Source organism: Pseudomonas sp. SORGH_AS_0211, assembly GCF_031453455.1.
In the GTDB taxonomy this organism is placed as follows: Bacteria; Pseudomonadota; Gammaproteobacteria; order Pseudomonadales; family Pseudomonadaceae; genus Chryseomonas; species Chryseomonas aestiva.
In genome coordinates this window covers 211,840-238,080 of record NZ_JAVIZV010000001.1, presented here as the reverse complement: position 1 = coordinate 238,080, position 26,241 = coordinate 211,840, and the positions used below count along the sequence as shown (strand labels likewise).

Sequence of the window (26,241 nt, the reverse complement as noted above, 5' to 3'; positions counted from 1 at the left end):
GAACGCAGTCCGTCGTGAACAGCCCGCCCTCCTCGTTGCCGGATGAGCCGCTCGCCCCCGCTTCGCGACGCCTGACCCGCGGCCTGCTGATCCTCTCGCTGGTGGCCATGCTGGCCCTGATGTTCTGGCAGGCCTTCGCCAGCGTGGCCGAGCGCGAGACGCTGCGGCGCGAACAGCTGGATGGCCTGACCCGACAGCTGGCCAACACCGTCGAATTCGGGCTGGCGCTCAAGGCCCAGGCGGTGCGCAGCACCCTGCGCTGGTCGCTGGACCCCACCCTGCCGCTGGCCCCCAATCTGCTGCTCGGCCTCAAGGACTTCTTTCCCGGACTGCAACAGGTACGCTGGCTGCCGGCCAACGCCAACCTGCGCAGTGCGCGCCTGGGCGATACGCCGGACGCCGCCTTCATCCAGCAACTGATCGCCAGCGCCGGCCAGGCCGACTTCCGTTACGGCTACAACGCCCAGGCCACCGCCGCGCCCCTCTATGTGCTGCTGGCCGGCGATCCGCACCTGCAGGACGGCTGGTGGGTGCTGACCAGCGCGCCCCTGCTCGAACCCCTGTGGCGGCCGACCTGGGTACCGTCCGGTCTCGACTGGCGCCTGGAGGATCGCTCCCAGGGCACCCTGCTGTTCCGCGGCGGAGAAGCCCCGGCGGCGAACAGCGTCGACGAGGTGCGCCAGGAGCTGGCCTACAGCAACTGGCAGGTGGTGGGCAGCCATCCCGCCGAAGCCGTGGGCACCACGCTGCTGGGAGCCTCCTTCGGTCGCCTGGCGCTGTTCAGCCTGTCCGGCCTGGTGACCGTCATCCTGCTCTACCTGCTGCTGCGCGAAGAACGCGGCCTGCGCGCCCTGACCCTCGCCTCGCGACGCGGCCTGCGCCTCGCCGGCATCGCGCTCAACGGCATCGAGGAAGCTGTCTGCATGACCCAGGCCGACGGTCGCCTGGTCCATGTCAACGCCACCGCCGCGCGGCTGCTGGGCATCGCCGCCAATGAAGCCCGGCAGTATTTTCTCGCCAGTCTGCTGCCCGAGGTGGTGGCCCTGACGCCCGCCGAGCGTGACAGCGGCGCCCTGGTCACCCTGGCGGTGGAAGGCCAGCCGCGTCGCTTCGCGGTCAGCTGCCACGCCCTGGCGGACAGCCAGCCCAGTGCTCGCGTCCTGCGCGACCGCACCCAGACCCAGGACGGCTTCGTCTGGGTCCTGCGCGACGTCACCGAACAGCAGCGCAACCTGGAGACCATCCAGACCACCCGGCAGCGCTACGAGAGCATCTTCAACGGGGTGCACACCGGCATCTGCGTGGTGGATCTGAGCGCCGTCCAGCCGCACATGCAGGCCCTGGGCCTGGAGCGCCCCGAGCAACTGGCGGAGCTGTTCGCCCGCGAGCCCGAAGTCCTGGATAGCCTGGGCCGCCAGGTGCGCATCACCGAGATCAACCAGCGCGCCCTGGAAATGCTCGGCATCGAGCATCTCGACCAGGCCTGGGCGCGGCTGGTGGGTGACTCCCGCGTCCAGCTCGGTGGCAAGAGATACCGCCTGCTGGCGGGCCTGCTCTCCGGCCAGCAGGTACTGGAACTCGAGACCTGCATCAGCACCGCCAAGGGCGAACGGCACCTCTGGCTGACCATGCACCTGCCAGCCGACCCCCGGCACCTCGACGCTACCCTGATCAGCCTCAACGACATCACCCAGCGCAAGCTCGGCGAATTGCGCCTGCTCGAGCGCGACAGCTTCTGGTCGAATCTGATCAGCGCCATCCCCGACACCCTCTACACCTATGACGTGGCCAGCGGCGAACTGACCTACGAGAGTCGTTCGCTGGCCCTCAAGCTCGGCTATCCGCCGGAGGCCTTCGCCAGCCTCGGTCGCGCGCGCCTGCACCCGGATGACCTCGAACTGCACGAGCGGGTGGTGAGCATGCGGCCGACGCTCTCCGACCAGCCCAGCAGCAGCCTCTTGCGCTGGCAGCACCGCAACGGCGGCTGGCGCTGGTTCGACGTGCGCGAGCAGCGCCTCGCCCGTGCGGCGGACGGCACCGCGGCGAGCGTGGTCGGGCTGGCCCTGGACGTCACCGACATGGTGCGGGCCAGCGAGCGCCTGCGCGAAAGCGAGAATCGCTACCGGCAGCTGGCGGAAAGCATCAGCGACGTCATCTTCACCACCGACGCCCAGCTGGTGCTCAACTACATCAGTCCCTCGGTGGAGGAATTGCTCGGCTATCCCGTCGGCGAGCTGCAACAGCGCACCCTGGCCGAACTGGTGGTGCACTCGCGCCAGTGGCAGGAGGTGCGCCGCACCCTGCAGCGGCTGCTGCGCAGCCTCGACAATCCGCGCGCCCTGGCCGAGTTGCGCCGGGAACACTTCGCGCCCCTGTTGCTCGACTGCCTGCACGCCCAGGGTCACACCCTGCAGATCGAGTTGCGCCTCAAGCCGCTGTGGGACGACCACGAGCGCTTCGCCGGCCTGCTCGGCATCTGCCGCGACATCTCCGCCCAGCGCCGCACGGAAAAGGACATGCGCATGGCGGCCACGGTGTTCGACCACTCCGCCGGCGCCATCATGGTCACCGACCCGGCCGGCTACATCGTGCGGGTCAACCGCACCTTCACCCGCATCACCGGCTTCAGTCCCGAAGAGGTGTTCGACCAGCAGCCGATGATGCTCTGCGCGGACAAGCAGGAAGCCAACCAGCTGCAGCACGTGATGCAGCAGCTGCGTACCCAGGAGAGCTGGGAAGGCGAACTCTGGCAGCGCCGCCAGGACAACGAGCCCTATCCCTCCTGGGTCGGCATCACCGCCATCCGCGACGACGACGGCGACCTGATGAGCTATGTCTGCTTCTTCGTCGACATTAGCGAGCGCAAGGCCAGCGAAAGACGCATCCACCGCCTGGCCTACTACGATGCCCTGACCCTGCTGCCCAACCGCACCCTGTTCCAGGACCGCCTGCACAATGCCCTGCAGCAGAGCCGCCACAACGGCAGCTGGGTGGTGCTGATGTTCCTCGACCTCGACCGCTTCAAGCCGATCAACGACAGCCTCGGCCACGCCGCCGGCGACCGCCTGCTCAAGGACGTGGCCATGCGCCTGACCGCCTGCGTCGGCACCGAGGACAGCGTGGCGCGCATGGGTGGCGACGAATTCACCCTGCTGCTGTCCGGTCTGGAAACCCGCGAGGTCGCGCTGGCCCAGGCGATCCGCGTCGGCGAGCAGATCCTCACCCAGCTGTCCGAGGCCTTCGTGCTCGAAGGCCGCGAATTCTTCGTCTCCGCCAGCATCGGCATCGCCCTCTCGCCCCAGGACGGCCATGAGCTCAGCCAGCTGATGAAGAACGCCGACACCGCCATGTACCACGCCAAGGAGATGGGCAAGAACAACTTCCAGTTCTACCAGGCCGAGATGAACGCCCGCGCCCTGGAGCGCCTGGAACTGGAAGCCGATCTGCGGCACGCCCTCCTGCAGGGTGAATTCCGCCTGCACTACCAGCCGCAGTACCGTTGCGACAACCGGCGCCTGACCGGGGTCGAGGCCCTGCTGCGCTGGGAGCATCCGGTGCGCGGCCACGTCTCGCCGGCGGAATTCATCCCGGTGCTGGAAGAGATCGGCCTGGTGGTCCAGGTCGGCGACTGGGTGATTCGCGAGGCCTGCCGGCAGATGCGCGAATGGCACGCGGCCAGGGTGCGCATTCCCAAGGTCTCGGTGAATCTCTCCGCCCGCCAGTTCAGCGATGGCCAACTCGGCCAGCGCATCGCGGCCATCCTCGCCGAAACCGGCCTGGCGCCGGCCTGCCTGGAGCTGGAACTGACCGAGAGCATCCTGATGCGCGACGTCGGCGAGGCCCTGCAGCTGCTCGGCGAACTCAAGAACCTGGGCCTGTGCATCGCGGTTGACGACTTCGGCACCGGCTATTCCTCGCTCAACTACCTCAAGCAATTCCCCATCGACATCCTCAAGATCGATCGCAGCTTCGTCGACGGCCTGCCTCACGGCGAGCAGGATGCGCAGATCGCCCGGGCCATCATCGCCATGGCCCACAGCCTCAATCTCTCGGTGATCGCCGAGGGCGTCGAGGAGCCGGCGCAACTGGAGTTCCTGCGCCTCCACGGCTGCGACGAGGTGCAGGGCTTCCTCTTCGACCGTCCGCTGCCGCCGGATCTGCTGCGCGAACGGCTGGAGCTCCAGGGGCTGTTCCCCGTCCTGACATGAGACCAATGGCGGCGGTGCATGACCGGCGCTCATACCTCAGAGTTCCCGCGATGGGGTAGAATGTTGCCCCTCACGAGCCCCATCGGGCTCGCTCTTCGCCATGCCTCAGGGGACCCTGCCGCCATGTTCAGCCGTGAAACCACCCTCGCCCGCTTCGACGCCGACCTGTATGCCGCCATGCAGCAGGAAGCCCAGCGTCAGGAAGATCACATCGAGCTGATCGCCTCGGAAAACTACACCAGTCCGGCGGTCATGGAAGCCCAGGGCAGCGTGCTGACCAACAAGTACGCCGAAGGCTATCCCCACAAGCGCTACTATGGCGGCTGCGAATACGTCGACGTGGTCGAGCAACTGGCCATCGACCGCGCCAAGCAACTGTTCGGCGCCGACTACGCCAACGTCCAGCCCCACTCCGGTTCCCAGGCCAACTCGGCCGTGTACCTGGCGTTGATCGAAGCCGGTGATACCATCCTCGGCATGAGCCTGGCTCACGGCGGTCACCTGACCCACGGCGCCACCGTGTCTTCCTCCGGCAAGCTGTACAACGCCGTCCAGTACGGCATCGACGAGCAGGGCTTGATCGACTACGCCGAAGTCGAGCGCCTGGCCCGCGAGCACCAGCCCAAGGTCATCGTCGCCGGCTACTCCGCCTACTCCCAGGTGCTGGACTTCGCCCGCTTCCGTGCCATCGCCGATGCCGTGGGTGCCTACCTGTTCGTCGACATGGCCCACTTCGCCGGTCTGGTCGCCGCCGGTGTCTATCCGAACCCGGTACCCTTCGCCGACGTGGTCACCAGCACCACCCACAAGACCCTGCGCGGCCCGCGCGGCGGCCTGATCCTGGCCAAGGCCAACGAAGCCATCGAGAAGAAGCTCAACTCGGCGGTGTTCCCCGGTGCCCAGGGCGGTCCGCTGATGCACGTCATCGCCGGCAAGGCGGTGTGCTTCAAGGAAGCCCTGCAGCCCGAATTCAAGACCTACCAGCAGCAGGTGATCAAGAACGCCCAGGCCATGGCCAGCGTGTTCATCGAGCGCGGCTTCGACGTCGTCTCCGGCGGCACCGACAACCACCTGTTCCTGCTCAGCCTGATCAAGCAGGAAATCACCGGCAAGGATGCGGACGCCGCCCTGGGGCGCGCCTTCATCACCGTGAACAAGAACTCGGTGCCGAACGATCCGCGCTCGCCCTTCGTCACCTCCGGTCTGCGCATCGGCACCCCGGCCGTCACCACCCGTGGTTTCCAGGAAACCGAATGCCGCGAGCTGGCCGGTTGGATCTGCGACATCCTCGGCAACATGGGCGACGAGTCGGTGATCGACGCCGTGCGCGAGAAGGTCAAGGCCGTCTGCGCCCGCCTGCCGGTGTACGGCAAGTAAGAGGTACGCCTTCCCCCTCTCCCCCGGGAGAGGGTTGGGGTGAGGGAACCCCAACAACCGAAAGCCCCGGTCAGACAACCGGGGCTTTTGGCATTTTCAGAGAGGTCGTCAAGGCAGCCAAGCCAGCTCTTGCCGCACGCCGGAAGACCCCGGAAACGAAAAACCCCGGCCAGTGCCGGGGTTTTTCGTTGTCAGGCGCTGATCAGGCCCTAGAGGACCTGCAGATCGCCAAGGCCATCCAGGTAGCGCTCGGCGTCCAGGGCGGCCATGCAGCCGGCGCCGGCCGAGGTGATGGCCTGGCGATAGGTGTGGTCGGCCACGTCACCGGCGGCGAACACGCCCGGCACGTTGGTGGCGGTGGCATTGGCCTCGCGACCGCCCTTCACCACCAGGTAGCCGTCGTGGGTCTCAAGCTGGCCTTCGAACAACCCCGTGTTGGGGGTATGGCCGATGGCGACGAACAGACCGGCCACCTGCAGCTCTTCGGTGCTGCCATCGTTGTTCCTGATCCGCACCCCGGTGACACCCATGTTGTCACCCAGCACCTCGTCGACGCTGGCGTTGAGCTTGAGCGCCATCTTGCCTTCGGCGACCCGGGCGCGCAGCTTGTCCTGCAGGATCTTCTCGGCGCGGAAGGTCTCGCGGCGGTGGATCAGGGTCACCTTGCTGGCGATGTTGGCCAGGTACAGGGCTTCCTCGACCGCGGTGTTGCCGCCGCCGACCACCGCCACCTCGCGGTTGCGATAGAAGAAGCCGTCGCAGGTGGCGCAGGCGGACACGCCCTTGCCCATGAAGGCTTCTTCGCTGGCCAGGCCCAGGTAGCGGGCGCTGGCACCGGTGGCGATGATCAGGGCGTCGCAGGTGTAGGTGGCGCTGTCACCCTTGAGGGTGTAGGGCTTGCCACCGAAGTCCACGGCATTGATGTGGTCGAAGACGATCTCGGTCTCGAAGCGCTCGGCGTGCTCGCGCATCCGCTCCATCAGCGCCGGACCGGTCAGGTCGTGGGGATCGCCCGGCCAGTTGTCGACCTCGGTGGTGGTGGTCAGCTGGCCGCCCATCTGCATGCCGGTGATCAGCAGCGGCTTGAGGTTGGCACGGGCGGCATAGACCGCGGCCGTGTACCCGGCCGGACCGGACCCGAGGATGATGAGACGCGAATGGCGCGAGTTGCTGGCTTCAGACATGACATTCTCCCTGCCGGGATCTCCGGCAGACCTAAGAGTAGAGTGGCCGGCGCGCCCTGTGGGCATGCCGGCCGGTTGTGCGTGCGGAGCCGTTCCGCAGCGCCTGTCGCTCCTGGCGACGGCGCGACCGGCGCCGATAGGCGGACACCGGGTCCAGGGATGGGGCTCAGCCTAACGGGTGCCGCCCCTCCACAGAAGCGAGCATTCTAAATCCAGACCATAGGTCGCGCCTATGTCGACCGCTGCGGCAATGCAGCCCTGAGGTAAGCTGTGCATTCCCGCCACCCGTCAGGAATCTTCATGGCTGTCGCTCCGCTGTCCGGCTCCGCCTATTTCGCCGAAGGGCTGCGCCTGGTGACTCGCCCCGGCATGCGCCGCTTCGTGGTCATCCCGCTCACCATCAACCTGCTGCTCTACGCGGCCATCCTCACCTTTGCCGTGCGCGGTTTCGAGGGCTGGCTGGAGCAGCTGATGCCGAGCCTGCCGGCCTGGGCGAGCTTCGTCGAATGGCTGCTCTGGCCGCTGTTCGTGCTCCTGCTGCTGGCGATCATCTTCTTTACCTTCACGCTGCTGGCCAACCTGGTGGCGGCGCCCTTCAACGGCTTTCTCGCGGAAAAGGTCGAGGTCTTGGTCCGCGGCCAGGACGATTTCCCGCCGTTCAATCTCGCCGAACTGGTCACCATGGTGCCGCGCACCCTGCAGCGCGAACTGCGCAAGCTGGGCTACTACCTGCCGCGTGCGCTGGGCCTGCTGGTGCTGACCTTCATCCCCGGTCTCAACCTGATCGCCGCGCCGCTGTGGATCCTGTTCGGCGTCTGGATGATGGCGGTGCAGTACATCGACTTCCCCGCCGACAACCACAAGCTGGATTTCCGCAGCATGCTCACCTGGCTGCGTACCCGTCGCCTGCGCTGCCTGGGCTTTGGCGGGGTGACCTACCTCGCGCTGCTGGTCCCCGGCCTGAACGCCCTGTTCATGCCCGCCGCCGTGGCCGGGGCCACGCTGTTCTGGGTGCGGGAAGGCGGCGACAAGGCGCTGGTGGTGCGCGCCTGAGGAGCGGATTCGTCGGACTTCCTGACGTAGGTTGGGTTGAGCGCAGCGAAACCCAACGATTCCAGGCCGTCACACCGGACATCACGGTTTCCGCCTGTGGGCTTCGGCAATAGAGCCGCCTCAACCCAGCCTACGGCGCCTTCCGCCCACACCACCCCAATCCTCTCCCCGCGGGAGCGGGTCGGGGGTGAGGGTCACCCTGCACAGACTCCACAAACGACAACGCCCGCGCCGGCTGGGCCGGACACGGGCGTTGCGGGAGCCTGTTGCCAGGCTTAGTGCTGGTGACCGCCTTCGCCATGGATGTGGCCGTGGGCGATTTCTTCGTCGCTGGCCGCACGCACGTTGACCACCTTGACGTCGAAATTCAGACGCTGGCCGGCCAGGGGGTGGTTGCCGTCGACGGTGACCTGGTCGCCGTCGATGTCACGCACGGTGACGATCTGCATGGCGCCGTCCGGGCCGGAGGCGTGGAACTGCATGCCCACTTCCAGCTCGTCCACGCCTTCGAACATTTCCTTGCCCAGGGTGGCAACCAGTTCGGGGGTGTATTCGCCGTAGGCGTCTTCCGGCTCGATGGCCACCTTCAGCTCGTCACCAGCCTGCTTGCCGGACAGGGCGCGCTCGAGGCCGGGAATGATGTTGCCCGCGCCTTGCAGGTATACCAGCGGAGCACCACCAGCGGAGCTGTCGATGACTTCGCCGGCGTCGTTGGTCAGGGTGTAGTCGATGGATACTGCCGTGTTCGCCGCGATCTGCATGGCCAGAACCTTCATGCTGGGAAAAAATAGGATGACGCATCAGTCTACCCGCCCAACCTAGCAATTGCGAATGCGTTCGGTCAGTCCCCTGGCGCCCGGAGGCATCTGGAGGGCGCCCCTGCAACGGTGCTCGACCGCTCGTCACGCAATCGCCATGACCGCTTCACGGCGCTGTCATCCCGGCTACCTAGGGTTTGCTGCATACCCACTGCCGGAGCCCTGCCATGCCGATTCCAGTGTCCGCACCGCCCGCGCTGCGCGCCGAACGCCTGTCGACCGCCGCGGATATCCGCGCTGCCCAGCGCCTGCGGGCCGCGGTCTTCGGCAGCACCTACGGCGTGCATTTCGCCGACAACCTCGACCAGGACGCCTACGACGCCCACTGCCTGCACCTGGGGGTGCGCGACCTGCGCAGCGGCGAGCTGATCGCCACCACGCGGCTGCTCGACGGGCGCCGCCGCGAGCGCCTGGGCAGTCTCTACAGCGAAAGCGAATTCCAGCTGGAAGGCCTGGATGGCCTGCAGGGTCCGCTGCTGGAAATCGGCCGCACCTGCGTGGCACCCGGGCATCGCACCGGTGCCGCCATCGCCCTGCTGTGGGCGGAACTCGCCGAGATCATGGCCTGCGGCGACTATCGCTACCTCATGGGCTGCGCCAGCGTGCCCATGGCCGACGGCGGTCTGCAGGCCGCCGCCCTGCTGCGCCAGGCCGCGCGGGACGAGCGCACCCCGGCGATCCGCGCCACGCCGCGGCGCCCGCTGCCCTTCGTCGCCGTGCCCGACAACCTAGTGGTACAACTGCCACCCCTGCTCAAGGCCTATCTGCGCCTGGGCGCCCAGGTCTGCGGCGCGCCCTGCTGGGATCCGGAATTCGGCGTGGCCGACGTTTTCATCCTGCTCAAGCGCGAAGACCTCTGCCCGCGCTATGCCCGCCACTTCAAGGCCGCGGTATGAGGCGACTGCGCCTCGCCGTGCGGCTGCTGCCGGTCCTGGCCGCGCTGCTGCTCGGGGCGCTGTTCGCCCTGACGGTGGCGCTGGCGGTAGTGCTCAGTCGCCGGCCCTGCCTGGGGCTGCGGCAACGGCTGACGCGACGTTTCTTCCAGCTGCTGGCCCGGACCCTGCGCCTGCGCCTGGAGGTCCGGGGCGAGGTACCGCGCGGCACCCACCTGTGGCTGGCCAATCACGTGTCCTGGCTGGATATCGTCGCCCTCGGCAGCTTGCGGCCGCTGGGCTTCCTGTCCAAGGCGGAGGTGGCGGAGTGGCCCTTCGCCGGCTGGCTGACGCGCCAGGCCGGCACCCTGTTCATCCGCCGTGGCGCCGAACGCGGCGACGCCCTGGGCGAGGCGCTGACCACGCGCCTGACCCAGGGCCTGTCACTGGCGCTCTTTCCCGAGGGCACCACCACCGACGGCAGCGTGCTGCGGACCTTCCATGGCCGGCTGCTGAGTCCGGCCATCGCCACCGGCACCCCGCTGCAACCCGTGGCCCTGAGCTACTGGCGCCACGGCGAGCCTGACCGGGCCGCGGCCTTCATCGGCGACGACGACCTGGTGAGCCACCTGCTGCGCCTGCTGGACAACGGCGGCACCACCCTGAGGATCGAGTTGCTGCCAGCCATCCTGCCCCAGGGCCGGCCGCGTCAGGCGCTGGCAGGTGAATGCCAGGCGGCCATCGCCGCCCGCCTCGGGATTCAACTGGAAACGCGCGCCGCGCGCTCGGCAGCGGCGAAGGCCTGCAGCTGCGGATAGAAGTCGCGAAAGTCTGCCAGCAGGCCGTCGTAGGCGGCCTCCAGCTCGGCGAAGGCGCCCGCCAGCAGGTCCGGGCGCGACAGCCGCCGTGCCATGCCCTCCACCACTCGCTCCAGCACGGCGAAGTCGCGATAGCTGCCCAGCCAGTCCTGGCGTGCCATCAGGGGGGCGATAGAGGCCAGCCGTGGCGGCAGTTCCGGCTCCTCCAGCAGGGTCTGGTAGCAATCCGCGACGAAATCCGGCAGCGGTTGCTCGGCATAGTCGTGCCAGAGGCGCGCCAGGCAGTGATCGAAGAAGACATCCACCAGCAGTCCGGCCACCCGCCGCCGCGCCGCGGGCAACCGTGTCTTGGCCCTGATCACCAGGAGGTGGTCGTCGGTATAGACATCGATGCGCCGGTGCAGCCGGATACCGGCGGCGATTCCAGCGGGCCAGGCGTCCGCCGAGCCCTTGACGAAATCGCCATAGAGACTGCCAAGGCGGTCTTCGCGGCTGGGGCCGCCCAGGTGCAGGTGCGCGAGATAATTCATCCCCTCAGCATACTCCAGCCGCAATCGGGCGGTTTTCCTGGACGACCCGCGGCTGCTAGGCTCGGACCTCCCTTCCCTTTCCGCTGGAGTCGTCATGCCCGTTCGCGCCGTGTTCCTCGACTATGCCTCTCTCGACCTCGGCGATCTGGACCCGGCGCCCTTGCGCGCGGTGTTCGACGAGCTGGAACTCCATCCGGCGAGCGCCCCGGACGAGGTTGCAGCGCGCCTGGCCGGTGCCCAGGTCGCCATCGTCAACAAGGTGGTGCTGGACGCCCGGACCCTGGCCGCCTGCCCGGAATTGAAACTGGTACTGGTCAGCGCCACCGGTACCAACAACATCGACCTGGAAACCACACGCGCTCAGGGCGTGCGCGTCTGCAACTGCCAGGGCTATGGCACCGCCTCGGTCGCCCAGCACACCCTGGCGCTGCTGCTGGCCCTAGCCACCCGCCTGCCGGATTACCAGACGGACGTCCGCGCCGGGCGCTGGCAGACCGCCAGCCAGTTCTGCCTGCTTGATCACCCCATCGTCGAGCTGGAAGGCAAGACCCTCGGCCTGCTCGGCCTCGGCGAGCTGGGCAGCGCGGTCAAGCGGCTGGCCGAAGCCTTCGGCATGCGGACCCTGGTGGGCCAGTTGCCCGGTCGCCCGGCCCGCCCGGGCAGCCTGCCGCTGGCCGAGCTCCTGCCCCAGGTGGATGCCCTGACGATGCACTGCCCGCTGACCGAACAGACCCGCGGCTTGATCGGCGCAGCGGAACTGGCGGCGATGAAATCCACGGCCTTCCTGGTCAACACCGCCCGCGGCGGCATCGTCGACGAACAGGCCCTGGCCGATTGCCTGAGACGCGGCCACCTGGCCGGCGCCGCCACCGATGTGCTCAGCGTGGAGCCCCCGCGCGACGGCAATCCGCTGCTGGCCGGGGACATTCCGCGGCTGATCGTCACCCCGCACAACGCCTGGGGCAGTCGCGAGGCGCGCCAGCGGATCATCGGCCAGCTCGCCGCCAATGCCGAAGGCCATTTCGCCGGCACGCCGCAACGGGTGGTCTGCTAAAGTTCGCGCTTTTTTCGCCAGGTAGCCCCATGGATCCGCGCAGCGAAGTCCTCCTCCGTCACCCCGAGCGCTTTGGCGGCGCCTTGCTGCTGGCCGGCTTGCCGGCCGATGACCTGCTCGGCACCCTGCCCGCGGCCAGCGGCTGGAGCTGGCATGCGGGCGAGGCCGAACAACTGACACGGCGCTTTCCCGGGCGCGTCAGCCTGGGGATCGAACCCCCGGCGGGCGACTTCGCCAGTGCCGTGCTGTTTCTGCCCAAGTCCCGTGAGGCCACCGACTTCCTGCTTACCGCCCTGACTCGCTGCCTGCCGGCCGAGGGCAGCCTCTACCTGGTTGGAGAAAAGAAGGCCGGTATCGAACGCGCCGCACGCCAGCTGGGTGCCTTCGGTAAGGCCAGCAAGCTCGACAGTGCCCGCCATTGCCAGCTGTGGGTGGTCCAGGGACCGCGCACCTCGGCCGATCCGCAGCCGGACGCCTGGCTGCAACGCCAGCCACTGGACCGGGCAGGGGTGAACCTGGACATCCTCAGCCTGCCGGGCGTGTTCAGCCACGGGCGGCTGGACGTGGGCACGGCGCTGCTGCTGGAACAGCTCGACGGTCTGCCCGAGGGCGCGGTGCTGGACTTCGGTTGCGGCGCCGGCGTGGTCGGCGCCGCCCTGGCTCGCCGCTATCCCGCCAGCACCCTGCATCTGCTGGACGTGGACGCCTTCGCCGTCGCCAGCAGTCGCCGGACCCTGGCGGCCAACGGTCTGAGCGGAACGGTGATCAGTGGTGATGGCATCGCCGCGGCGCCCACGGGACTGGCCGCCATCGTCAGCAATCCGCCCTTCCACAGTGGCGTGAAGACCGACTATCGCACCACCGAGACCCTGCTGGCCGAGGCGGTGCGTCATCTCAGGCCCGGCGGCGAATTGCGCCTGGTGGCCAACAGCTTCCTGCGCTATCCGCCACTGATCGAGGCGGCCTTCGGCAATTGCCGTACCCTGGCCGAACGCGACGGCTTCAAGATCTACAGCGCGCGACGGCGGTAGCGAAAAGCCTGGCCGTTGGGCTTCGCTGCGCTCAGCACCAACCTACGCGGCATCCGCAGGTTGGGTTGAGACGGCGCCATCGTCGAAGCCCAACAGTTGCGGTCGAACCGCGGCAACGTTGCCCCCGCAGTACCCAACCAGCCCCCTCTCCCCCTTGGAGAGGATTGGGGTGAGGGAATCCTCAACCCCAGGACCGAAAAACCTCAACCCTTCTTCGCCGCCTCGTACAGCGGCATCACCTTGGGAATCGCCGCCTGCAAGGCCTTGGTACGGTTGGCGTCGGACGGGTGGGTACTGAGGAATTCCGCCGGCTGCTTGCCCTGGCTGGCCTGGGCCATCTTCTGCCAGAGGGTGATGGCGGCATTGGGGTTGTAGCCGGCGCGCGCCGAGAGCTCCAGGCCGATCAGGTCGGCCTCGTTCTCGTTGCCACGGCTGAACGGCAGGGTCAGGGCCACCTGGGACACCTGGTCGGCCAGCTGCATGCCACCCTGACCGACGCCCAGCAGGGCGCCACCGAGGTTCTCGCCCATCTGGATGGCATAGGCCCGCGACATCTGTTCGCGGCTGTGCTCGCGCAGGGCGTGGGCGATCTCGTGGCCCATTACCGCCGCCAGCTCGTCATCGGTCAGCTTGAGCTGATCGATCAGCCCGCTGTAGACGAAGATCTTGCCACCCGGGCCGCAATTGGCGTTGAGTTCGTCGCTCTGCACCAGGTTGACCTGCCAGTCCCAGTTCACCGCATCCGGGCGGAAGGCCGCGGTCTGCGGGATCAGGCGCTTGGCGATGGCGGCCACGCGCTTGCCGTCGGCGGTGTCGTTGGCCAGCTTGCCGGCGGACTGGGCCTCGCTGACCGTCTTGGCATAGGACTGGGCGTACATCTGGTTGACCTGCTGCTCGGACAGCATGCTGAACATGTACTGCTTGCGCTGCACCCCGACCGCACCACCCGAGGTGGTATTGACGGTCTGGCAGGCGACCAGCAGCAGGCTCAGGGACAGGCCTGCGAGGGGAAGGATACGGCGCATGGGAATCTCCAGGTATCGAGGCGGATACAGTCTAGAGAGGGGCGTCAGACCCGGCAACGTCCGGTAACGCCCGGCAACGCTCTCTTGCCAGGCGACCGGAGGCCTCAATGGATAGACGTTACCGCCGATAGCCCCGGCATCGAACGTTCCCGGAGTCCCCCATGAATTCCCGCTCCATCCGCACCTCCATCACCCTGCTGGCCGGTGCCTGCATCCTGGCGGTGGTCGCTGCCCTGATCGCCTATACCCTGTTCGCCGGTCAGCGCACCCGCGCCCTGGTCGACAGCCACACCGAGGCGCTGGCCGCCACCGCCGCCGAAGCCCGCCTGACGGCCGAGGCCGAGGCCGTGGGCAACCAGCTGCAACGCCAGCTGGACGTCCCCCTGCAACTGGCCAATCAGCTGGCGCAACTCAGCGTGGCCATGGGCAGTCCGGGCGACCAGCAGGTCGAGCTGGATCGCCAGGGCCTGGTCCGCCTGCTGGGCCAGACCCTCAAGCGCCAGCCCGGCCTGCTCAGCCTCTATACCGTCTGGGAGCCCAATGCCATCGATGGCCAGGACGACCGCCATCGGGGCGACGCCGCGGCCGGCTACGACGAGCAGGGGCGCTTCACCCCCTGGTGGCACAAGACCCTCGACGGCGACGTGACGGTGGAACCGATCGGCCCGACCGTGGAAAGCCAGACCCGCCTGCCCTCGGGCGTGCGCGAAGGCGAGTACTACCTCTGTCCGCGGGAAAATCGCACCACCTGCGTGCTCGACCCCATGCCCGACACGGTCAACGAGCAGCAGGTGCTGATCGCCTCCTTCAACGTGCCCATCCTGGTCGGCGCCGCCTTCAAGGGCGTGGTCGGTGCCGACGTGCCGCTGGACTTCATCCAGCGCCAGCTGGTCAAGGCCAATGGCCGCCTCTATGGCGGCGTGGGCCGCATGGCCCTGGTGGCCGGGCGCGGCACCCTGGTCGCCTACACCGCCGACGCCAGCCAGCTGGGCAAACCGGCCGAACCGGCGCTGGGCGCGACCCTGGCCGGCCTCAAGGACCTGGGCGACGGCGTCACCCGTCGCTTCGACGCCCAGAGCGAGCGCTATCAGGTCTATCTGCCGCTGCGCTTCGCCGGCGACGACCGCCAGGTCTGGACGCTGATCATCGAATTGCCCCGCGAAGCCGTGCTGGCCGACCTCTACAGCCTCAAGGACACCCTGGGCAGCCAACGCCACCAGGACGTGGTCGGCATGCTGCTGGTGGGCCTGGCAGTAGCCGGCGCCGGTCTGCTGGTGCTCTGGCTGATCAGCCTGCGCATCGCCCGGCCGCTGCGGCAGATGGTGACCATGCTCGACGCCATCGGTCAGGGTGACGGAGACCTCACCCAGCGCCTCGCCACCGAGCGCCGCGACGAGGTCGGCGCCATGGCCGGCGGCTTCAACCGCTTCCTGGCCTCGCTGCAGGGCCTCATCGGCAAACTGATCCATTCGGTGGGCGAGGTGGCCTCGGCCGCCGAGCACACCTCCCATATCGCCCAGCGCACCCGCGACGGCGTGGAGCGCCAGCTGCAGGAGATCGAGCAACTGGCCACCGCCATGCAGGAGATGACCGCCACCGCCCAGGACGTAGCCGGCAACGCCGGTCGCGCGGCGCGGGCGGCCACCGAGGCGGACGGCGCGGTCAACCAGGGCCAGCGCCTGGTGCAGCAGAACGTCGCCAGCAGCGCCGCCCTCGCCGAGGAGATCGAGCGCGCGGTGGAGCAGGTCCGGCGGGTCGCCGAGGACAGCGAGAACATCGGTTCCATCCTCACCACCATCAATGGCATCGCCGAGCAGACCAACCTGCTGGCGCTCAACGCCGCCATCGAGGCGGCACGCGCCGGTGAGCAGGGTCGCGGCTTCGCCGTGGTGGCCGACGAGGTGCGCAACCTGGCGCAAAAGACCCAGGTGGCCACCGGCGAGATTCAGGCGATGATCCAGCGCCTGCAGCAAGGCACCCGCGAAGCGGTGACGGTGATGCAGGCCAGCGGTGCCCAGACCAGCAACCAGGTCGCCCAGACCGAAGCCACCCGGCGCGCCCTGGACACCATCCTGGCGGCGGTAGGCGAGATCACCAGCATGAATCTGCAGATCGCCAGCGCGGCGGAAGAACAGAGCGCGGTGGCCGAGGACATCAACCGCAATGTGGTCAACATCGGCCAGAGCGCCCAGGCGGTCCACGGCGAAGCCGACAGCGCCTCCCGCGCCGGCCAGCAGCTGCGCGAACTCGCCGAACAGCAACGCCAACTGGCAGGGCGGTTCCGGGTCTAGCCCCCTTGCCCTCGTGCGCTACCCCGTCCCACTGGGAGAAGGCCGCGTCTGCAGCGGCAACGGGCCGGCGCAAGGACGCAGGGCTACAGCGGCGTCAGACACTCCGGCCCGTCCACCTCGGGTCGGTTGACGATATCGGCCAGCACTCGCTCGCGCAGCGGCATGCCGCCCGCGGCCAGCAGCTCCTGCAGGGCTTCGGGCGAGCTGTCCGGATCCTGCCAGAGGGCACGCCCCGCTTCATCGAGCAGGATGGGCCGCCGTAACGGGCCGGCGGCCTGGGTGACCATGGCCACCGACAGCCAGAGCTGATCCCCGGCCGGATAGGCTTCCCAGAGCGCGGCGAACCAGGCCAGGGGTTCGCCATTGAGCATCCAGTAGGGGCGCTTGCGGTGGTTGCCGCGCCATTCATAGAAGCCGTTGGCCGGCAGTAGGCAACGCCGCAGGCGAAAGGGCTCGCGAAACATCGGCTGGGTGGCCAGGCTTTCGGCGCGGGCATGGGTGGGGGTGCGGGAAAGATCGGTGAGCCAGGGCGGGGTCAGTCCCCAGCGGCCGCTGTCGACCCGCTCGCCCTCCGCCGTGCGCCGCTGCAGCAGCACCTGCTGATGGGGAGAGATGTTCCAGCGCGGCGGGTGTTTCTCGGCAAATCCCGGCAGGGTGGCGAATTCGGCAGGCCAGCGGAACAGGGCGTAGCGTCCGGACATGAAGACCTTTTTAGCAGACGAGGATGCCCTGCTCGGGAGAAGGATCCTCTCCCGGCAGGGGCGTGGCGGCATTGTACGCGGCGATCAGCGCCTGCGCGCGCTGGGCCTCCTCGTCATCGACCAGCAGGCCGAGCAAGCCTGCCGCTGGCAGGTCGCCGATGCCACCGAGCAGGTGGCGACCGGCGAGGAAGCCACTGATGCCCTCGCTGGCGAGCACCGCCAGGAGCAGTTCGCCCTCGTGCAGCGACCCCGGCTCATAGATGCGGCGCATCAGTCATCCTCCCGCCGAACCTCGAGATTCCAGTCCTCGCCGTCGGTATGCAGGCCGAAGCGGATCGGTCGGCAGCAGACTTCGCAGTCTTCGTAGTAGTCCTGATCACCGCCGCTGAGGTCGAGCACCACCTCGCCCGGTTCGCCGCAATAAGGGCAATCGTATTCCTGGCTTTCCAGCATCTGCCTGTACTCCTTGACCGCCAACCTGCCGCCCATCCGGCCACTGGCGCTTGCATCTGGCGCCACGCCCACTACTATGGCCGCCGGAATTTCTACAAGAGAACACCATGGGCGAGTTCGAAGCCATTCGACCCTATAACGACGCGGAAGTCCCCGGGGTTCTGGCCCGCCTGATCGACGACGACCACTTCATCGGCATCCTTGCCGGCTACCGGTTCCCGCGCCTGTCCAGGGGACTGGGCTGGGTAGTGCGCCCCCTGCTGCGCACCCGCCTGCGCCAGGAACTGAGTGGTATCCAGAGCGTCGCCGCGCTGCAGGACAAGCTCGAACCCTATGTGGATCGCGCCATCGAGAAGGCCTCCGACGGCGTTACCTACTCCGGCATCGACCAGCTGCGTAGCGGCCGTGCCTATCTGTTCCTGGCCAACCACCGCGACATCGTGATGGACCCGGCCTTCGTCAACTATGCCGTCTACCACGCCGGTCTGCCAACGCCCCGCATCGCCATCGGCGACAACCTGCTGCAGAAGCCCTTCGTCAGCGACCTGATGCGGCTGAACAAGAGCTTCATCGTGCACCGCTCCATCAGCGGCCGGCGCGAAAAGCTGGCGGCGTACCAGAATCTGTCCGCCTACATCAATCACTCGATCCGCCAGGACGGCCAATCCATCTGGATCGCCCAGGCCGAGGGCCGGGCCAAGGACGGCGACGATCGCACCGATTCGGCCATCCTCAAGATGTTCCACATGAGCTGCAAGGACGAGCCCTTCGCCGAGCTGGTCAAGGCGCTGAACATCGTCCCGGTGTCCATCAGCTACGAATTCGATCCCTGCGACCAGGCCAAGGCCCGCGAACTGCACACCCGCGCCGCCACCGGCAGCTACGCCAAGGCCCCGGGCGAGGACGACGTCAGCATCGCCCGGGGCATCACCGGCTACAAGGGCCGGGTGCACGTGGCCTTTGGCGAGCCGGTCACGGGTGAGTTCGAGGATGCCAAGGCGCTGGCCCAGGAAATGGACCGGCAGATTCTCGGCAACTACCGGCTGTTCCCGGCCAGTTACCTGGCCTATGCCGCCTGGGAGGGCCGCGATCCGGACCTGGCCGTGCCCGCGGTGGACACCCTGTTTCCCGCCGAGGAAATCGAGGTCGCCCGCGGCGAGTGGGAAAGGCGTCTGGCCGAGTGCCCGGCGGAATACCGGACGCAACTGGTGCGCCAGTACGCCCAGCCGGTGCTGAACAAGTACCGCGTCCTGGCCGGTCTGGAATAGCCCACGCGCGCTCATGAAAAAGCCCGGCACGAGCCGGGCTTTTTTGTGCGCGTCAGGTGCTCAACGACCGCTGAGCACCTGGACCACGGTCGGATCCTTGAACACCCGGGTCAGGGCGTCGCTCAGCACATCGCTGACCAGCTTGGTGTTGGCCTCGGCGTTGGGCGCCATGCCGAAGCGCTGGTTGAGGCTGGCGCCATAGCGGCCGCGGTAGCCGCGCTGGCTGTTGCGCACGTCGACCTGGAAGGCCGCGGCGACATCGGAGGCGGTGACGTACAGCTCCTTGGGCGACTGATAGTTCAGTTCGGCCAGGGTCAGGGTCAGCTGGGGCGCGCCCGGGCCGGCATTGGGCGACGGGGTGAAGCCCATCTGACGGACCGCCTTCTCGGCTTCGGCCTGCAGCTTGGGAATCACGTCCTGGGTCTGCACCACCACCACGCTGGTGTCGGGATAGAGACCGCCGCGGGTGCCGAGGGTGAAGGAGGAGCGGCCGTCGACCACCCGGACCGAGACCGGCTGGCCCTGGCCGACCGGGGCGATGGGCGCGGTGATCTGGGGTTGCGGACTCAATTGCTGAGGGCTGCTGGCGCAGCCGGCCAGGGTCAGACCAGTGGCGGCGAGCAGGCCGAGCAACAGGCGATAGCGCATGCAGAGACTCCGAAGAAAGGGACAGGGGGCAGTATACCCAGCCCCCCAGCGGCGTCGATAGACCGGCCTTCCGGACAAGGAAACGCCGGCACGGGGCCGGCGTCGTTCAGACCAGGTGTTACGGCTTGGCCGCCAGCGGCGGCCGGGTCTGGCTGCGTTCCAGCCAGCCGCCACCGAGCGCCTTGTACAGGGTGACCTCGCTGTTGAGCTGGTTGAGTCTGTCGGTGATCAACTGCTGCTGGGCGCTATACAGCGAGCGCTGGGCGTCGAGTACCGTGAGGTAGTTGTCGATGCCCTGGCGATAGCGCAGGTTAGCCAGGTCGTAGTACTCCTGGCTGGCCTGCACCAGGTCCTGCTGGGCCTGCAGCTGGTCGTCGTAGGTGCCCTTCGCCGCCAGGGCATCGGCCACTTCACGGAAGGCGGTCTGGATCGACTTCTCGTAGGTGGCGACGTTGATGTCCTTCTGGATCTTCGCCGCATCCAGGCTGGCCTTGAGACTGCCGGCCGTGAAGATCGGGATGTTGATGCTTGGCGAGAAGGTCCAGTAGCCGGAACCGGCGTCGAACAGGCCATTGAGATCCCGGCTGGCCGTACCGCCCTGGGCGGTCAGGCTGATGCGCGGGAAGAAGGCCGCCCGGGCCGCGCCGATGTTGGCGTTGGCGGCGCGCAGCTGCAGTTCGGACTGGAGGATGTCCGGACGCTTCTGCAGGAGATCCGACGGCAGGTTGGCCGGCAGATCGGCGAGCAGATCGGTGCCGTCCAGCCCCTTGCTCTGCGGCAGCTCCGCCGGAATCGAGGTACCCAGCAGCAGGGTCAGGGCATTGCGATCCTGGGCCACCTGGCGGGTGTATTGCGCCAGATTCGCCCGCGCCCCTTCCAGGGCGGTGCGCGACTGGCGCAGGTCCAGGCCGCTGGCCACGCCATTCTCCACGGTCTGGCGGGTCAGGTCGTAGGAGCGCTGATAGGCCGCCAGGGTCTCGCGGGTCAGTTGCAGCATGCGCTGGTCGGTGAGCCAGGCGTAGTAGGCGTTGGCCACTTCCGAGACCAGCGAGATCTGGGTGCTGCGGCGTCCTTCGCTGGTGGCGAAGTAGTTGAGCAGCGCCTGCTCGCTGAGGCTGCGCAGGCGACCGAAGAGGTCCAGCTCATAGGAGGTGAACCCCAGGGTCACGCTGTACTGGCTGCTGATGCTGCCACCACCGCCGCCCGCGCCATTGGCGCTGTTGCCGGCGAGCAGTTCGCGGATGGCGGAGACCTGGCTCAGGTCCTCCGGCTGGCGGGTACGGGTCCCGGTGCCGCTGACCGCGATGTCGGGAAACAGCTCGGCGCGCTGCACGCGGTATTGCGCCTGGTAGAGGCGCACGTTCAGCGCCGCCTGGCGCAGGTCGCGGTTGTTGTCCAGCGACAGCTGGATCAGCTGCTGCAGGGCCGGATCGCGATAGAAATCGCGCCAGCCGATGTCGGCCGCCTGCTGGTCGCGATTGACCGTCAGGGCATCGTAGGCCTGGCCATGGGGCCAGGCGTTCTCCACCGGCGCATTGGGTCGCTGGTAATCGGGGATCAGGCTGCAGCCGGACACGGCCAGCATGCCCACGACCACCGCCAAGACAGACTTCTTCATATCAGTGTCCTTCCTTGCCATGGGCTTCCTGGTCCTTGGTGGCCTTGTCCTTGAACAGGCTGCTGACCACCACGTAGAACATGGGAATCCAGAAGATCGCCAGGATCGTGGCGGTGAGCATGCCGCCGATCACGCCGGTACCCACGGCGTGCTGGCTGCCGGAGCTGGCGCCCGAGGAGATCGCCAGGGGCACCACGCCCAGGATGAAGGCCATGGAGGTCATGATGATGGGGCGCAGGCGCATGCGCGAGGCTTCCACCGCCGCATCGACGATGTTCTTGCCGCCTTCGTGCAGCTCCTTGGCGAATTCCACGATCAGGATGGCGTTCTTCGCTGCCAGGCCGATGGTCGTCAACAGACCGACCTGGAAGAAGACGTCGTTGGCCAGACCACGGAAGTAGGTGGCCAGCAGGGCCCCCACCACCCCCAGCGGCACCACCAGGATGACCGCGATCGGGATCGACCAGCTCTCGTACAGCGCCGCCAGACAGAGGAACACCACCAGCAGCGACAGCGCATAGAGCGCCGGCGCCTGGGAGCCCGACAGCCGCTCCTCGTAGGACAGACCGGTCCAGGCGATACCCACGCCCTGCGGCAGGTCCTTGGCCATGCGCTCGATCTCGGCCATGGCGTCACCGGTGCTGTAGCCGGGCGCTGCGGAACCGAGGATCTCCAACGAGGAGATGCCGTTGTAGCGCTCCAGCTTGGGCGAGCCGTAGATCCACTCGCCGCGGGCGAAGGCCGACACCGGCACCATCTCGCCAGCGCTGTTGCGCACGTACCACTTGTTGAAATCCTCGGGATTCATTCGCGCGCTGGCTTCGCCCTGCAGGTACACCTTCTTCACCCGACCGCGATCGATGAAGTCGTTGACGTAGCTGGACGCCCAGCCGATGGACAGTGTCTGGTTCACGTCGCTCTGCGACAGGCCCAGGGCGCGCACCTTTTCGTCGTCGACGATGAGCTTGAACTGCGGCTCGTCGTTGAGGCCGTTCGGACGGGTCTGCATCAGCTTGGAATTCTGCGCGGCCATGCCGAGCAGCTGGTTGCGCGCGGCCATGAGCGCCTCGTGGCCGATGCCGCCCTGGTCCTGCAGGTAGAAGTCGAAGCCGGTGGCGTTACCCAGCTCCAGTACCGCCGGCGGGACGATGGCATAGACGATGGCGTCCTTGATGCCCGACAGGTAGCCCATGGCCCGACCGGCCACGGCGCTGGCGCCGTCCTTGGCGTCCGGGCGCTGTTCCCAGGGCTTGAGCTGGATGAACGCCAGACCCGAGCTCTGGCCGCGACCGGCGAAGTTGAAGCCGTTGACGGTGAACATCGAGCTGACCGCGCTCGAATCGTTCTTCATCATCATCTCGCGCATGGTGTCGAGCACCTTCTGCGTCCGCTCGGCACTGGAGCCCGGCGGCGTGGTGACCTGGGCGAAGATCACGCCCTGGTCTTCTTCCGGCAGGAAGGACGACTGGATGCGGGTGAAGAGGAACACCATGACGCCGACAATCAGCACATAGAGCAGCAGGAAGGGCACCTTGTGCCGGATCACCGTGGCCACGCTGCGCTCGTAGCGATGCTGACCGCTTTCGAAGGTGCGGTTGAACCAGCCGAAGAAGCCACGCTTCTCGTGATGGCCCTGCTTGACCGGCTTGAGTAGGGTGGCGCACAGCGCCGGGGTCAGGATCAGGGCCACCAGCACCGACAACACCATCGAGGAAACGATGGTGATGGAGAACTGGCGATAGATCACCCCGGTGGAGCCACCGAAGAAGGCCATGGGCACGAACACCGCCGACAGCACTAGGGCGATACCGACCAGGGCGCCCTGGATCTGACCCATGGACTTGCGGGTCGCCTCCTTGGGCGAGAGCCCCTCCTCGGCCATCACCCGCTCGACGTTTTCCACCACTACGATGGCATCGTCCACCAGCAGGCCGATGGCGAGCACCATGCCGAACATGGTCAGGATGTTGATGGTGAAACCGGCGGCCAGCAGCACCGCGAAGGTGCCCAGGAGCACCACGGGTACGGCGATGGTGGGGATCAGGGTGGCCCGGAAGTTCTGCAGGAACAGGAACATCACCAGGAACACCAGCAGGATCGCCTCGCCCAGGGTCTTGACCACCTCGTGGATCGAGGCGGTCACCACCGGGGTGGTGTCATAGGGATAGACCACTTCCATGCCCGGCGGCATGAACGGCTTGAGGCGTTCGATGGTGGCGCGGACCGCCTTGGCGGTGTCCAGGGCATTGGCCCCGGTGGCCAGACGCAGGGCCATGCCGGAGGCCGGCTTGCCGTCGAACTGGGCATCGATGGAGTAGTTCTCGCCTCCCAGTTCGACCCGCGCCACATCGCGCAGGCGTACCTGGGCACCGCTCTGATCGACCTTGAGGAAGATCTTGCCGAACTCCTCGACGCTGGTCAGGCGGGTCTTGCCGATGATGGTGGCGTTGAGCTGCTGCCCTGGCACCGCCGGCAGGCCGCCGAGCTGACCGGAGGCGATCTGCACGTTCTGGCTCTGGATGGCGCTGCTGACGTCGACCGGCGTGAGCTGGTACTTCACCAGCTTCTGCGGATCCAGCCAGATGCGCATGGCGTACTGGGCGCCAAACACCTGGAAGTCGCCGACACCGGTGGTCCGCGCGATGGGATCGCGCATGTTGGAGACGATGTAGTTGGACAGGTCTTCCTTGGTCAGGGAGCCGTCCATGGACACCAGGCCCACCACCATCATGAAGTTGCGCTGGTACTTGGCGACGCGCATGCCCTGCTGCTGGACTTCCTGCGGCAGCAGCGGCGTCGCCAGCTGCAGCTTGTTCTGCACCTGGACCTGGGCGATGTCCGGGTTGGTACCCTGGTTGAAGGTCACGATGATGGTCATGCTGCCATCGGAGTTGGACTCCGAGGAGATGTACCTGAGGTTGTCGATCCCGTTCATCTGCTGTTCGATGACCTGGACCACGGTGTCCTGCACCGTCTGCGCCGAGGCGCCCGGGTAGCTCACCTGGATCGAGACCGCCGGTGCGGCGATGTTCGGGTACTGGTTGATCGGCAGATTGAGGATCGACAGGATGCCGGCGAGCATGATCACCAGGGCGATTACCCAGGCGAAGATGGGCCGGTCAATGAAGAACTTGGACATCAGGCGCTCCCCTTACTGACCCTGACCCGCCGGCTTCTGCTCGGCGGAGGCGATGTTGCTCGCCGGCTTGGCGGTGACGGTGGCACCCGGCTTGATCTTCTGCAGGCCTTCGGTGATGACCTTGTCACCGGCCTTGAGGCCGTCGGTAACCAGCCAGTCGGAGCCCACGGTTCGCTCGGTCTTGAGGATCCGCTGCTCGACCTTGCCTTCGCCGTTGACCACCATGGCGGTGGGCTGGCCCTTGAGATCGCGGGTCACGCCCTGTTGCGGTACCAGCAAGGCATTCTGGCGCACCCCGGACTGCAGCTCGGCACGGACGAACATGCCGGGCAGCAGCAGCTTGTCGGGGTTGGGGAATTCGGCGCGGATGGTCACCGAGCCGGTGCCCTGGTCCACCGACACCTCGGCGAACTTGAGCTTGCCGGGACGGCTATAGGCACTGCCGTCTTCCAGCATCAGCTTGACCTCGGCGGCATTCTCGCCCTGCACCTTCTGCAGCTGACCGCTGTCCAGCTCGCGGCGCAGGCGCAGCAGATCGGTGGCGGACTGGGTCACGTCGACATAGATGGGATCGAGCTGGGTGATGCTGGTCAGGGCGGAGGTCTGGTCGGCAGTGACCAGGGCGCCTTCGGTCATCATCGAGCGTCCGATGCGCCCGGAGATGGGCGCGGCGACCTTGGTGTAGGCCAGGTTGATCTCGGCATTGCGCAGGGCGGCCCTGGCCGACTCCACCTGGGCTTCGTTCTGCCGCTGCATGGACAGCGCATCGTCGGCTTCCTGCTTGCTGATCGCCTGCTCCTTGACCAGGGCGCCATAGCGCTGGGCCTTGAGCCGGTTGGAAGCCAGGGTCGCCTGGGCCTGGGCCAGGGAGGCCTTGGCCGAATTGACGTTGGCCTCGTAGGTGCGCGGATCGATCTGATAGAGCTGGGTGCCGGCCTTCACGTCGGCGCCTTCGGTGAAATAGCGCTTGAGCAGGATGCCGCTCACCTGCGGCCGCACCTCGGCGATGCGGAAGGCGGCGGTGCGCCCGGGAAGCTCATCGGTCAGGGTCACGGTACGAGGATGCATCGTCACCACCCCGACCTCTGCGGGCTTCTGCTGCTGTTGCTGCTGGTCCTTGTTGTCCTGCTTGCCGCAGGCACCCAGGGCCAGGGCCACGGCCAGCAGGGCGGGAGCGAAAAAGGCATGCGCCGGCTTGATCTGCATATCAAAAGTCCTTGAAAGCGGGGAAATGAGCATGCGCAGCGCGCCTTGTGGATCCGCACCGGCTCGAGCATAGGAATTATTATCAGACGAATATACTTACGTTCACGACTGTTTGTAAATAACCCAAGCGCCATGCTCGGGTATCGCCGGATGCTCCGACGCCTCGTGAAAACGGCTATTCCGACAAAAGTCAGGCCCGTGCGACCGACCTCGGTAGCAGACCATGAGGTGCGAGCCGAGTTCTGCCGGGGAATCCCGGTGTCGCCCGCCTCGTCGGCAAAAACGACCAGGCATAAAAATGCCGGACGAATCCGGCATCTTTGGTTACAACCCGAGGGCGTCCCGTTACTGGCGCACGCCTTCGAAGGACAGCATGAATTCCACTTCCTGGGATTTCGGGCCGAGGTCCTTCTGGATGTTGAAATCCTTGAGCTTGAGGGTGGTGGTGCCCTCGAAGCCGGCGCGGTAGCCACCCCACGGGTCCTTGCCCTCGCCCATGAAGTGGGCCTTGATGGTGACCGGCTTGGTCACGCCGTTCAGGGTCAGGTTGCCGGTGACGTCGGCGGTGCCGTCGCCGGTGGCGGTGACCTTGGTGGATTCGAAGCTGGCCTGGGGGTGGGCGGCGACGTTGAGGAAGTCGGCGCTGCGCAGGTGCTTGTCACGCTCGGCGTGGTTGGTGTCGACGCTGTCGGTGTTGATGGTCACCTTGACCTTGTCGGCGGACGGATCCTTGGCATCGAAGCTGAAGTTGCCATCGAAGTCCTTGAAGGTGCCGTACAGCCAGCTGTAGCCCAGGTGCTGGATACGGAACTGGATGAAGGCGTGCTGGCCCTGCTTGTCGATCTTGTAGTCGGCGGCCATGGCCTGGCCGGCGCCCAGCAGAGCGGTACCCAGGGCCAGGGCGGCAACGGTTTTCTTCAGCATTGGATGGAGCTCCAGGTGGTGGT

The 26,241-nt window shown here is 67.2% G+C and carries 21 protein-coding genes and 1 pseudogene; 10 read left to right on the top strand and 12 right to left on the bottom strand.

Features of this window, described 5'->3' with window-relative positions:
* Window positions 1-14: 14 nt before the first annotated feature.
* Both QE393_RS01085 and glyA read left to right on the top strand, forming a co-directional pair.
* Window positions 15-4,208, top strand: coding sequence for an EAL domain-containing protein (locus QE393_RS01085; protein WP_310041664.1), 4,194 nt, complete (start codon window positions 15-17; stop codon window positions 4,206-4,208).
* A 123-nt stretch (window positions 4,209-4,331) separates the two neighbouring features.
* The gene (gene glyA / locus QE393_RS01080) at window positions 4,332-5,585 is read left to right on the top strand and encodes a serine hydroxymethyltransferase (protein ID WP_273810062.1); all 1,254 of its coding nucleotides are present in this window, start codon (window positions 4,332-4,334) and stop codon (window positions 5,583-5,585) included.
* A 209-nt stretch (window positions 5,586-5,794) separates the two neighbouring features.
* Here the strand turns inward: glyA and trxB are convergent, their stop codons facing one another.
* Window positions 5,795-6,769, bottom strand: a complete 975-nt coding sequence (trxB, locus tag QE393_RS01075) for a thioredoxin-disulfide reductase (protein WP_273810063.1) — start codon at window positions 6,767-6,769, stop codon at window positions 5,795-5,797.
* A gap of 300 nt (window positions 6,770-7,069) precedes the next feature.
* Here trxB and cysZ point away from each other — a divergent pair, with 300 nt between their 5' ends.
* Window positions 7,070-7,822 (top strand): sulfate transporter CysZ, encoded by a 753-nt coding sequence (gene cysZ, locus QE393_RS01070; RefSeq protein ID WP_273810064.1) that lies wholly within the window; start codon window positions 7,070-7,072, stop codon window positions 7,820-7,822.
* Between the two features lie 275 nt (window positions 7,823-8,097).
* Here cysZ and QE393_RS01065 read toward each other — a convergent pair whose 3' ends face one another.
* Window positions 8,098-8,583, bottom strand: a complete 486-nt coding sequence (locus QE393_RS01065; protein ID WP_017639847.1) for a peptidylprolyl isomerase — start codon at window positions 8,581-8,583, stop codon at window positions 8,098-8,100.
* Window positions 8,584-8,807: 224 nt separating this feature from the next.
* On the opposite strand from QE393_RS01065, the gene QE393_RS01060 reads away from it, so the two are divergent.
* Window positions 8,808-9,536, top strand: coding sequence for a GNAT family N-acetyltransferase (locus QE393_RS01060; RefSeq protein WP_273810067.1), 729 nt, complete (start codon window positions 8,808-8,810; stop codon window positions 9,534-9,536).
* Complete coding sequence (locus tag QE393_RS01055) at window positions 9,533-10,330, top strand: 1-acyl-sn-glycerol-3-phosphate acyltransferase (RefSeq protein ID WP_273810079.1); 798 nt, start codon at window positions 9,533-9,535, stop codon at window positions 10,328-10,330. Before QE393_RS01060 ends, QE393_RS01055 begins: the two co-directional genes overlap by 4 nt.
* Here the strand turns inward: QE393_RS01055 and QE393_RS01050 are convergent.
* Window positions 10,273-10,860 carry an ACP phosphodiesterase gene (locus QE393_RS01050; RefSeq protein ID WP_273810080.1) on the bottom strand — a complete coding sequence of 196 codons (588 nt, stop codon included), beginning with the start codon at window positions 10,858-10,860 and terminating at the stop codon, window positions 10,273-10,275. The genes QE393_RS01055 and QE393_RS01050 overlap by 58 nt on opposite strands.
* 94 nt (window positions 10,861-10,954) lie before the next feature.
* Here QE393_RS01050 and QE393_RS01045 point away from each other — a divergent pair, with 94 nt between their 5' ends.
* Together QE393_RS01045 and QE393_RS01040 are read left to right on the top strand one after the other, a co-directional pair.
* On the top strand, window positions 10,955-11,914 hold the full coding sequence (locus tag QE393_RS01045; protein ID WP_273810082.1) for a 2-hydroxyacid dehydrogenase: 960 nt from the start codon (window positions 10,955-10,957) through the stop codon (window positions 11,912-11,914).
* A 29-nt stretch (window positions 11,915-11,943) separates the two neighbouring features.
* On the top strand, window positions 11,944-12,945 hold the full coding sequence (locus tag QE393_RS01040) for a class I SAM-dependent methyltransferase (RefSeq protein ID WP_273810084.1): 1,002 nt from the start codon (window positions 11,944-11,946) through the stop codon (window positions 12,943-12,945).
* Between the two features lie 203 nt (window positions 12,946-13,148).
* Here QE393_RS01040 and QE393_RS01035 read toward each other — a convergent pair whose 3' ends face one another.
* Window positions 13,149-13,970 (bottom strand): M48 family metallopeptidase, encoded by an 822-nt coding sequence (locus QE393_RS01035; protein ID WP_183633614.1) that lies wholly within the window; start codon window positions 13,968-13,970, stop codon window positions 13,149-13,151.
* Window positions 13,971-14,131: 161 nt separating this feature from the next.
* Between QE393_RS01035 and QE393_RS22425 the strand changes: the two are divergent.
* Together QE393_RS22425 and QE393_RS22420 are read left to right on the top strand one after the other, a co-directional pair.
* A pseudogene (locus QE393_RS22425) lies at window positions 14,132-15,403 on the top strand (HAMP domain-containing protein); the annotation flags it as partial.
* Entirely contained in the window at window positions 15,377-16,261 is an 885-nt protein-coding gene (locus QE393_RS22420) for a methyl-accepting chemotaxis protein (protein WP_405046270.1), read from the top strand. The pseudogene QE393_RS22425 and the gene QE393_RS22420, both read left to right, overlap by 27 nt.
* An 83-nt stretch (window positions 16,262-16,344) precedes the next feature.
* Here the strand turns inward: QE393_RS22420 and QE393_RS01025 are convergent, their stop codons facing one another.
* Genes QE393_RS01025 through QE393_RS01015 form a run of 3 tightly spaced genes read right to left on the bottom strand, consistent with a single transcriptional unit; the run spans window position 16,345 to window position 17,415 of the window.
* Complete coding sequence (locus QE393_RS01025; protein ID WP_273810088.1) at window positions 16,345-16,962, bottom strand: SOS response-associated peptidase; 618 nt, start codon at window positions 16,960-16,962, stop codon at window positions 16,345-16,347.
* A gap of 10 nt (window positions 16,963-16,972) precedes the next feature.
* Complete coding sequence (locus QE393_RS01020; protein WP_133861431.1) at window positions 16,973-17,233, bottom strand: putative signal transducing protein; 261 nt, start codon at window positions 17,231-17,233, stop codon at window positions 16,973-16,975.
* Window positions 17,233-17,415, bottom strand: coding sequence for a CPXCG motif-containing cysteine-rich protein (locus tag QE393_RS01015; RefSeq protein WP_017639858.1), 183 nt, complete (start codon window positions 17,413-17,415; stop codon window positions 17,233-17,235). The genes QE393_RS01020 and QE393_RS01015 overlap by 1 nt, the downstream gene beginning before the upstream one ends.
* A 107-nt stretch (window positions 17,416-17,522) precedes the next feature.
* Here QE393_RS01015 and QE393_RS01010 point away from each other — a divergent pair, with 107 nt between their 5' ends.
* A complete protein-coding gene (locus tag QE393_RS01010; protein ID WP_273810091.1) occupies window positions 17,523-18,683 on the top strand; it encodes a 1-acyl-sn-glycerol-3-phosphate acyltransferase in 1,161 nt (386 codons plus the stop codon).
* 60 nt (window positions 18,684-18,743) lie between these two features.
* Here QE393_RS01010 and QE393_RS01005 read toward each other — a convergent pair whose 3' ends face one another.
* From QE393_RS01005 to QE393_RS00985, 5 genes are all read right to left on the bottom strand, one after another.
* Window positions 18,744-19,331, bottom strand: coding sequence for a YajG family lipoprotein (locus tag QE393_RS01005; RefSeq protein WP_007161696.1), 588 nt, complete (start codon window positions 19,329-19,331; stop codon window positions 18,744-18,746).
* Window positions 19,332-19,449: 118 nt separating this feature from the next.
* The gene (locus QE393_RS01000) at window positions 19,450-20,949 is read right to left on the bottom strand and encodes an efflux transporter outer membrane subunit (RefSeq protein ID WP_310041660.1); all 1,500 of its coding nucleotides are present in this window, start codon (window positions 20,947-20,949) and stop codon (window positions 19,450-19,452) included.
* Window position 20,950: 1 nt separating this feature from the next.
* The gene (locus QE393_RS00995) at window positions 20,951-24,088 is read right to left on the bottom strand and encodes an efflux RND transporter permease subunit (RefSeq protein ID WP_273810095.1); all 3,138 of its coding nucleotides are present in this window, start codon (window positions 24,086-24,088) and stop codon (window positions 20,951-20,953) included.
* A 12-nt stretch (window positions 24,089-24,100) separates the two neighbouring features.
* Window positions 24,101-25,294: an efflux RND transporter periplasmic adaptor subunit gene (locus QE393_RS00990; protein WP_273810097.1), complete on the bottom strand. Its 1,194-nt coding sequence runs from the start codon at window positions 25,292-25,294 to the stop codon at window positions 24,101-24,103.
* A 345-nt stretch (window positions 25,295-25,639) separates the two neighbouring features.
* A complete protein-coding gene (locus QE393_RS00985) occupies window positions 25,640-26,218 on the bottom strand; it encodes a YceI family protein (RefSeq protein ID WP_208693888.1) in 579 nt (192 codons plus the stop codon).
* Window positions 26,219-26,241 lie beyond the last annotated feature (23 nt).

What these genes read in the sequence shown, in the direction of transcription:
- glyA (WP_273810062.1), top strand. Translation starts at nt 4,332, where the DNA reads ATGTTCAGCCGTGAAACCACCCTCGCCCGCTTCGACGCCGACCTGTAT.
- trxB (WP_273810063.1), bottom strand. Translation starts at nt 6,769, where the DNA reads ATGTCTGAAGCCAGCAACTCGCGCCATTCGCGTCTCATCATCCTCGGG.
- cysZ (WP_273810064.1), top strand. Translation starts at nt 7,070, where the DNA reads ATGGCTGTCGCTCCGCTGTCCGGCTCCGCCTATTTCGCCGAAGGGCTG.
- QE393_RS01065 (WP_017639847.1), bottom strand. Translation starts at nt 8,583, where the DNA reads ATGCAGATCGCGGCGAACACGGCAGTATCCATCGACTACACCCTGACC.
- QE393_RS01060 (WP_273810067.1), top strand. Translation starts at nt 8,808, where the DNA reads ATGCCGATTCCAGTGTCCGCACCGCCCGCGCTGCGCGCCGAACGCCTG.
- QE393_RS01055 (WP_273810079.1), top strand. Translation starts at nt 9,533, where the DNA reads ATGAGGCGACTGCGCCTCGCCGTGCGGCTGCTGCCGGTCCTGGCCGCG.
- QE393_RS01050 (WP_273810080.1), bottom strand. Translation starts at nt 10,860, where the DNA reads ATGAATTATCTCGCGCACCTGCACCTGGGCGGCCCCAGCCGCGAAGAC.
- QE393_RS01045 (WP_273810082.1), top strand. Translation starts at nt 10,955, where the DNA reads ATGCCCGTTCGCGCCGTGTTCCTCGACTATGCCTCTCTCGACCTCGGC.
- QE393_RS01040 (WP_273810084.1), top strand. Translation starts at nt 11,944, where the DNA reads ATGGATCCGCGCAGCGAAGTCCTCCTCCGTCACCCCGAGCGCTTTGGC.
- QE393_RS01035 (WP_183633614.1), bottom strand. Translation starts at nt 13,970, where the DNA reads ATGCGCCGTATCCTTCCCCTCGCAGGCCTGTCCCTGAGCCTGCTGCTG.
- QE393_RS22420 (WP_405046270.1), top strand. Translation starts at nt 15,377, where the DNA reads ATGGCCGGCGGCTTCAACCGCTTCCTGGCCTCGCTGCAGGGCCTCATC.
- QE393_RS01025 (WP_273810088.1), bottom strand. Translation starts at nt 16,962, where the DNA reads ATGTCCGGACGCTACGCCCTGTTCCGCTGGCCTGCCGAATTCGCCACC.
- QE393_RS01020 (WP_133861431.1), bottom strand. Translation starts at nt 17,233, where the DNA reads ATGCGCCGCATCTATGAGCCGGGGTCGCTGCACGAGGGCGAACTGCTC.
- QE393_RS01015 (WP_017639858.1), bottom strand. Translation starts at nt 17,415, where the DNA reads ATGCTGGAAAGCCAGGAATACGATTGCCCTTATTGCGGCGAACCGGGC.
- QE393_RS01010 (WP_273810091.1), top strand. Translation starts at nt 17,523, where the DNA reads ATGGGCGAGTTCGAAGCCATTCGACCCTATAACGACGCGGAAGTCCCC.
- QE393_RS01005 (WP_007161696.1), bottom strand. Translation starts at nt 19,331, where the DNA reads ATGCGCTATCGCCTGTTGCTCGGCCTGCTCGCCGCCACTGGTCTGACC.
- QE393_RS01000 (WP_310041660.1), bottom strand. Translation starts at nt 20,949, where the DNA reads ATGAAGAAGTCTGTCTTGGCGGTGGTCGTGGGCATGCTGGCCGTGTCC.
- QE393_RS00995 (WP_273810095.1), bottom strand. Translation starts at nt 24,088, where the DNA reads ATGTCCAAGTTCTTCATTGACCGGCCCATCTTCGCCTGGGTAATCGCC.
- QE393_RS00990 (WP_273810097.1), bottom strand. Translation starts at nt 25,294, where the DNA reads ATGCAGATCAAGCCGGCGCATGCCTTTTTCGCTCCCGCCCTGCTGGCC.
- QE393_RS00985 (WP_208693888.1), bottom strand. Translation starts at nt 26,218, where the DNA reads ATGCTGAAGAAAACCGTTGCCGCCCTGGCCCTGGGTACCGCTCTGCTG.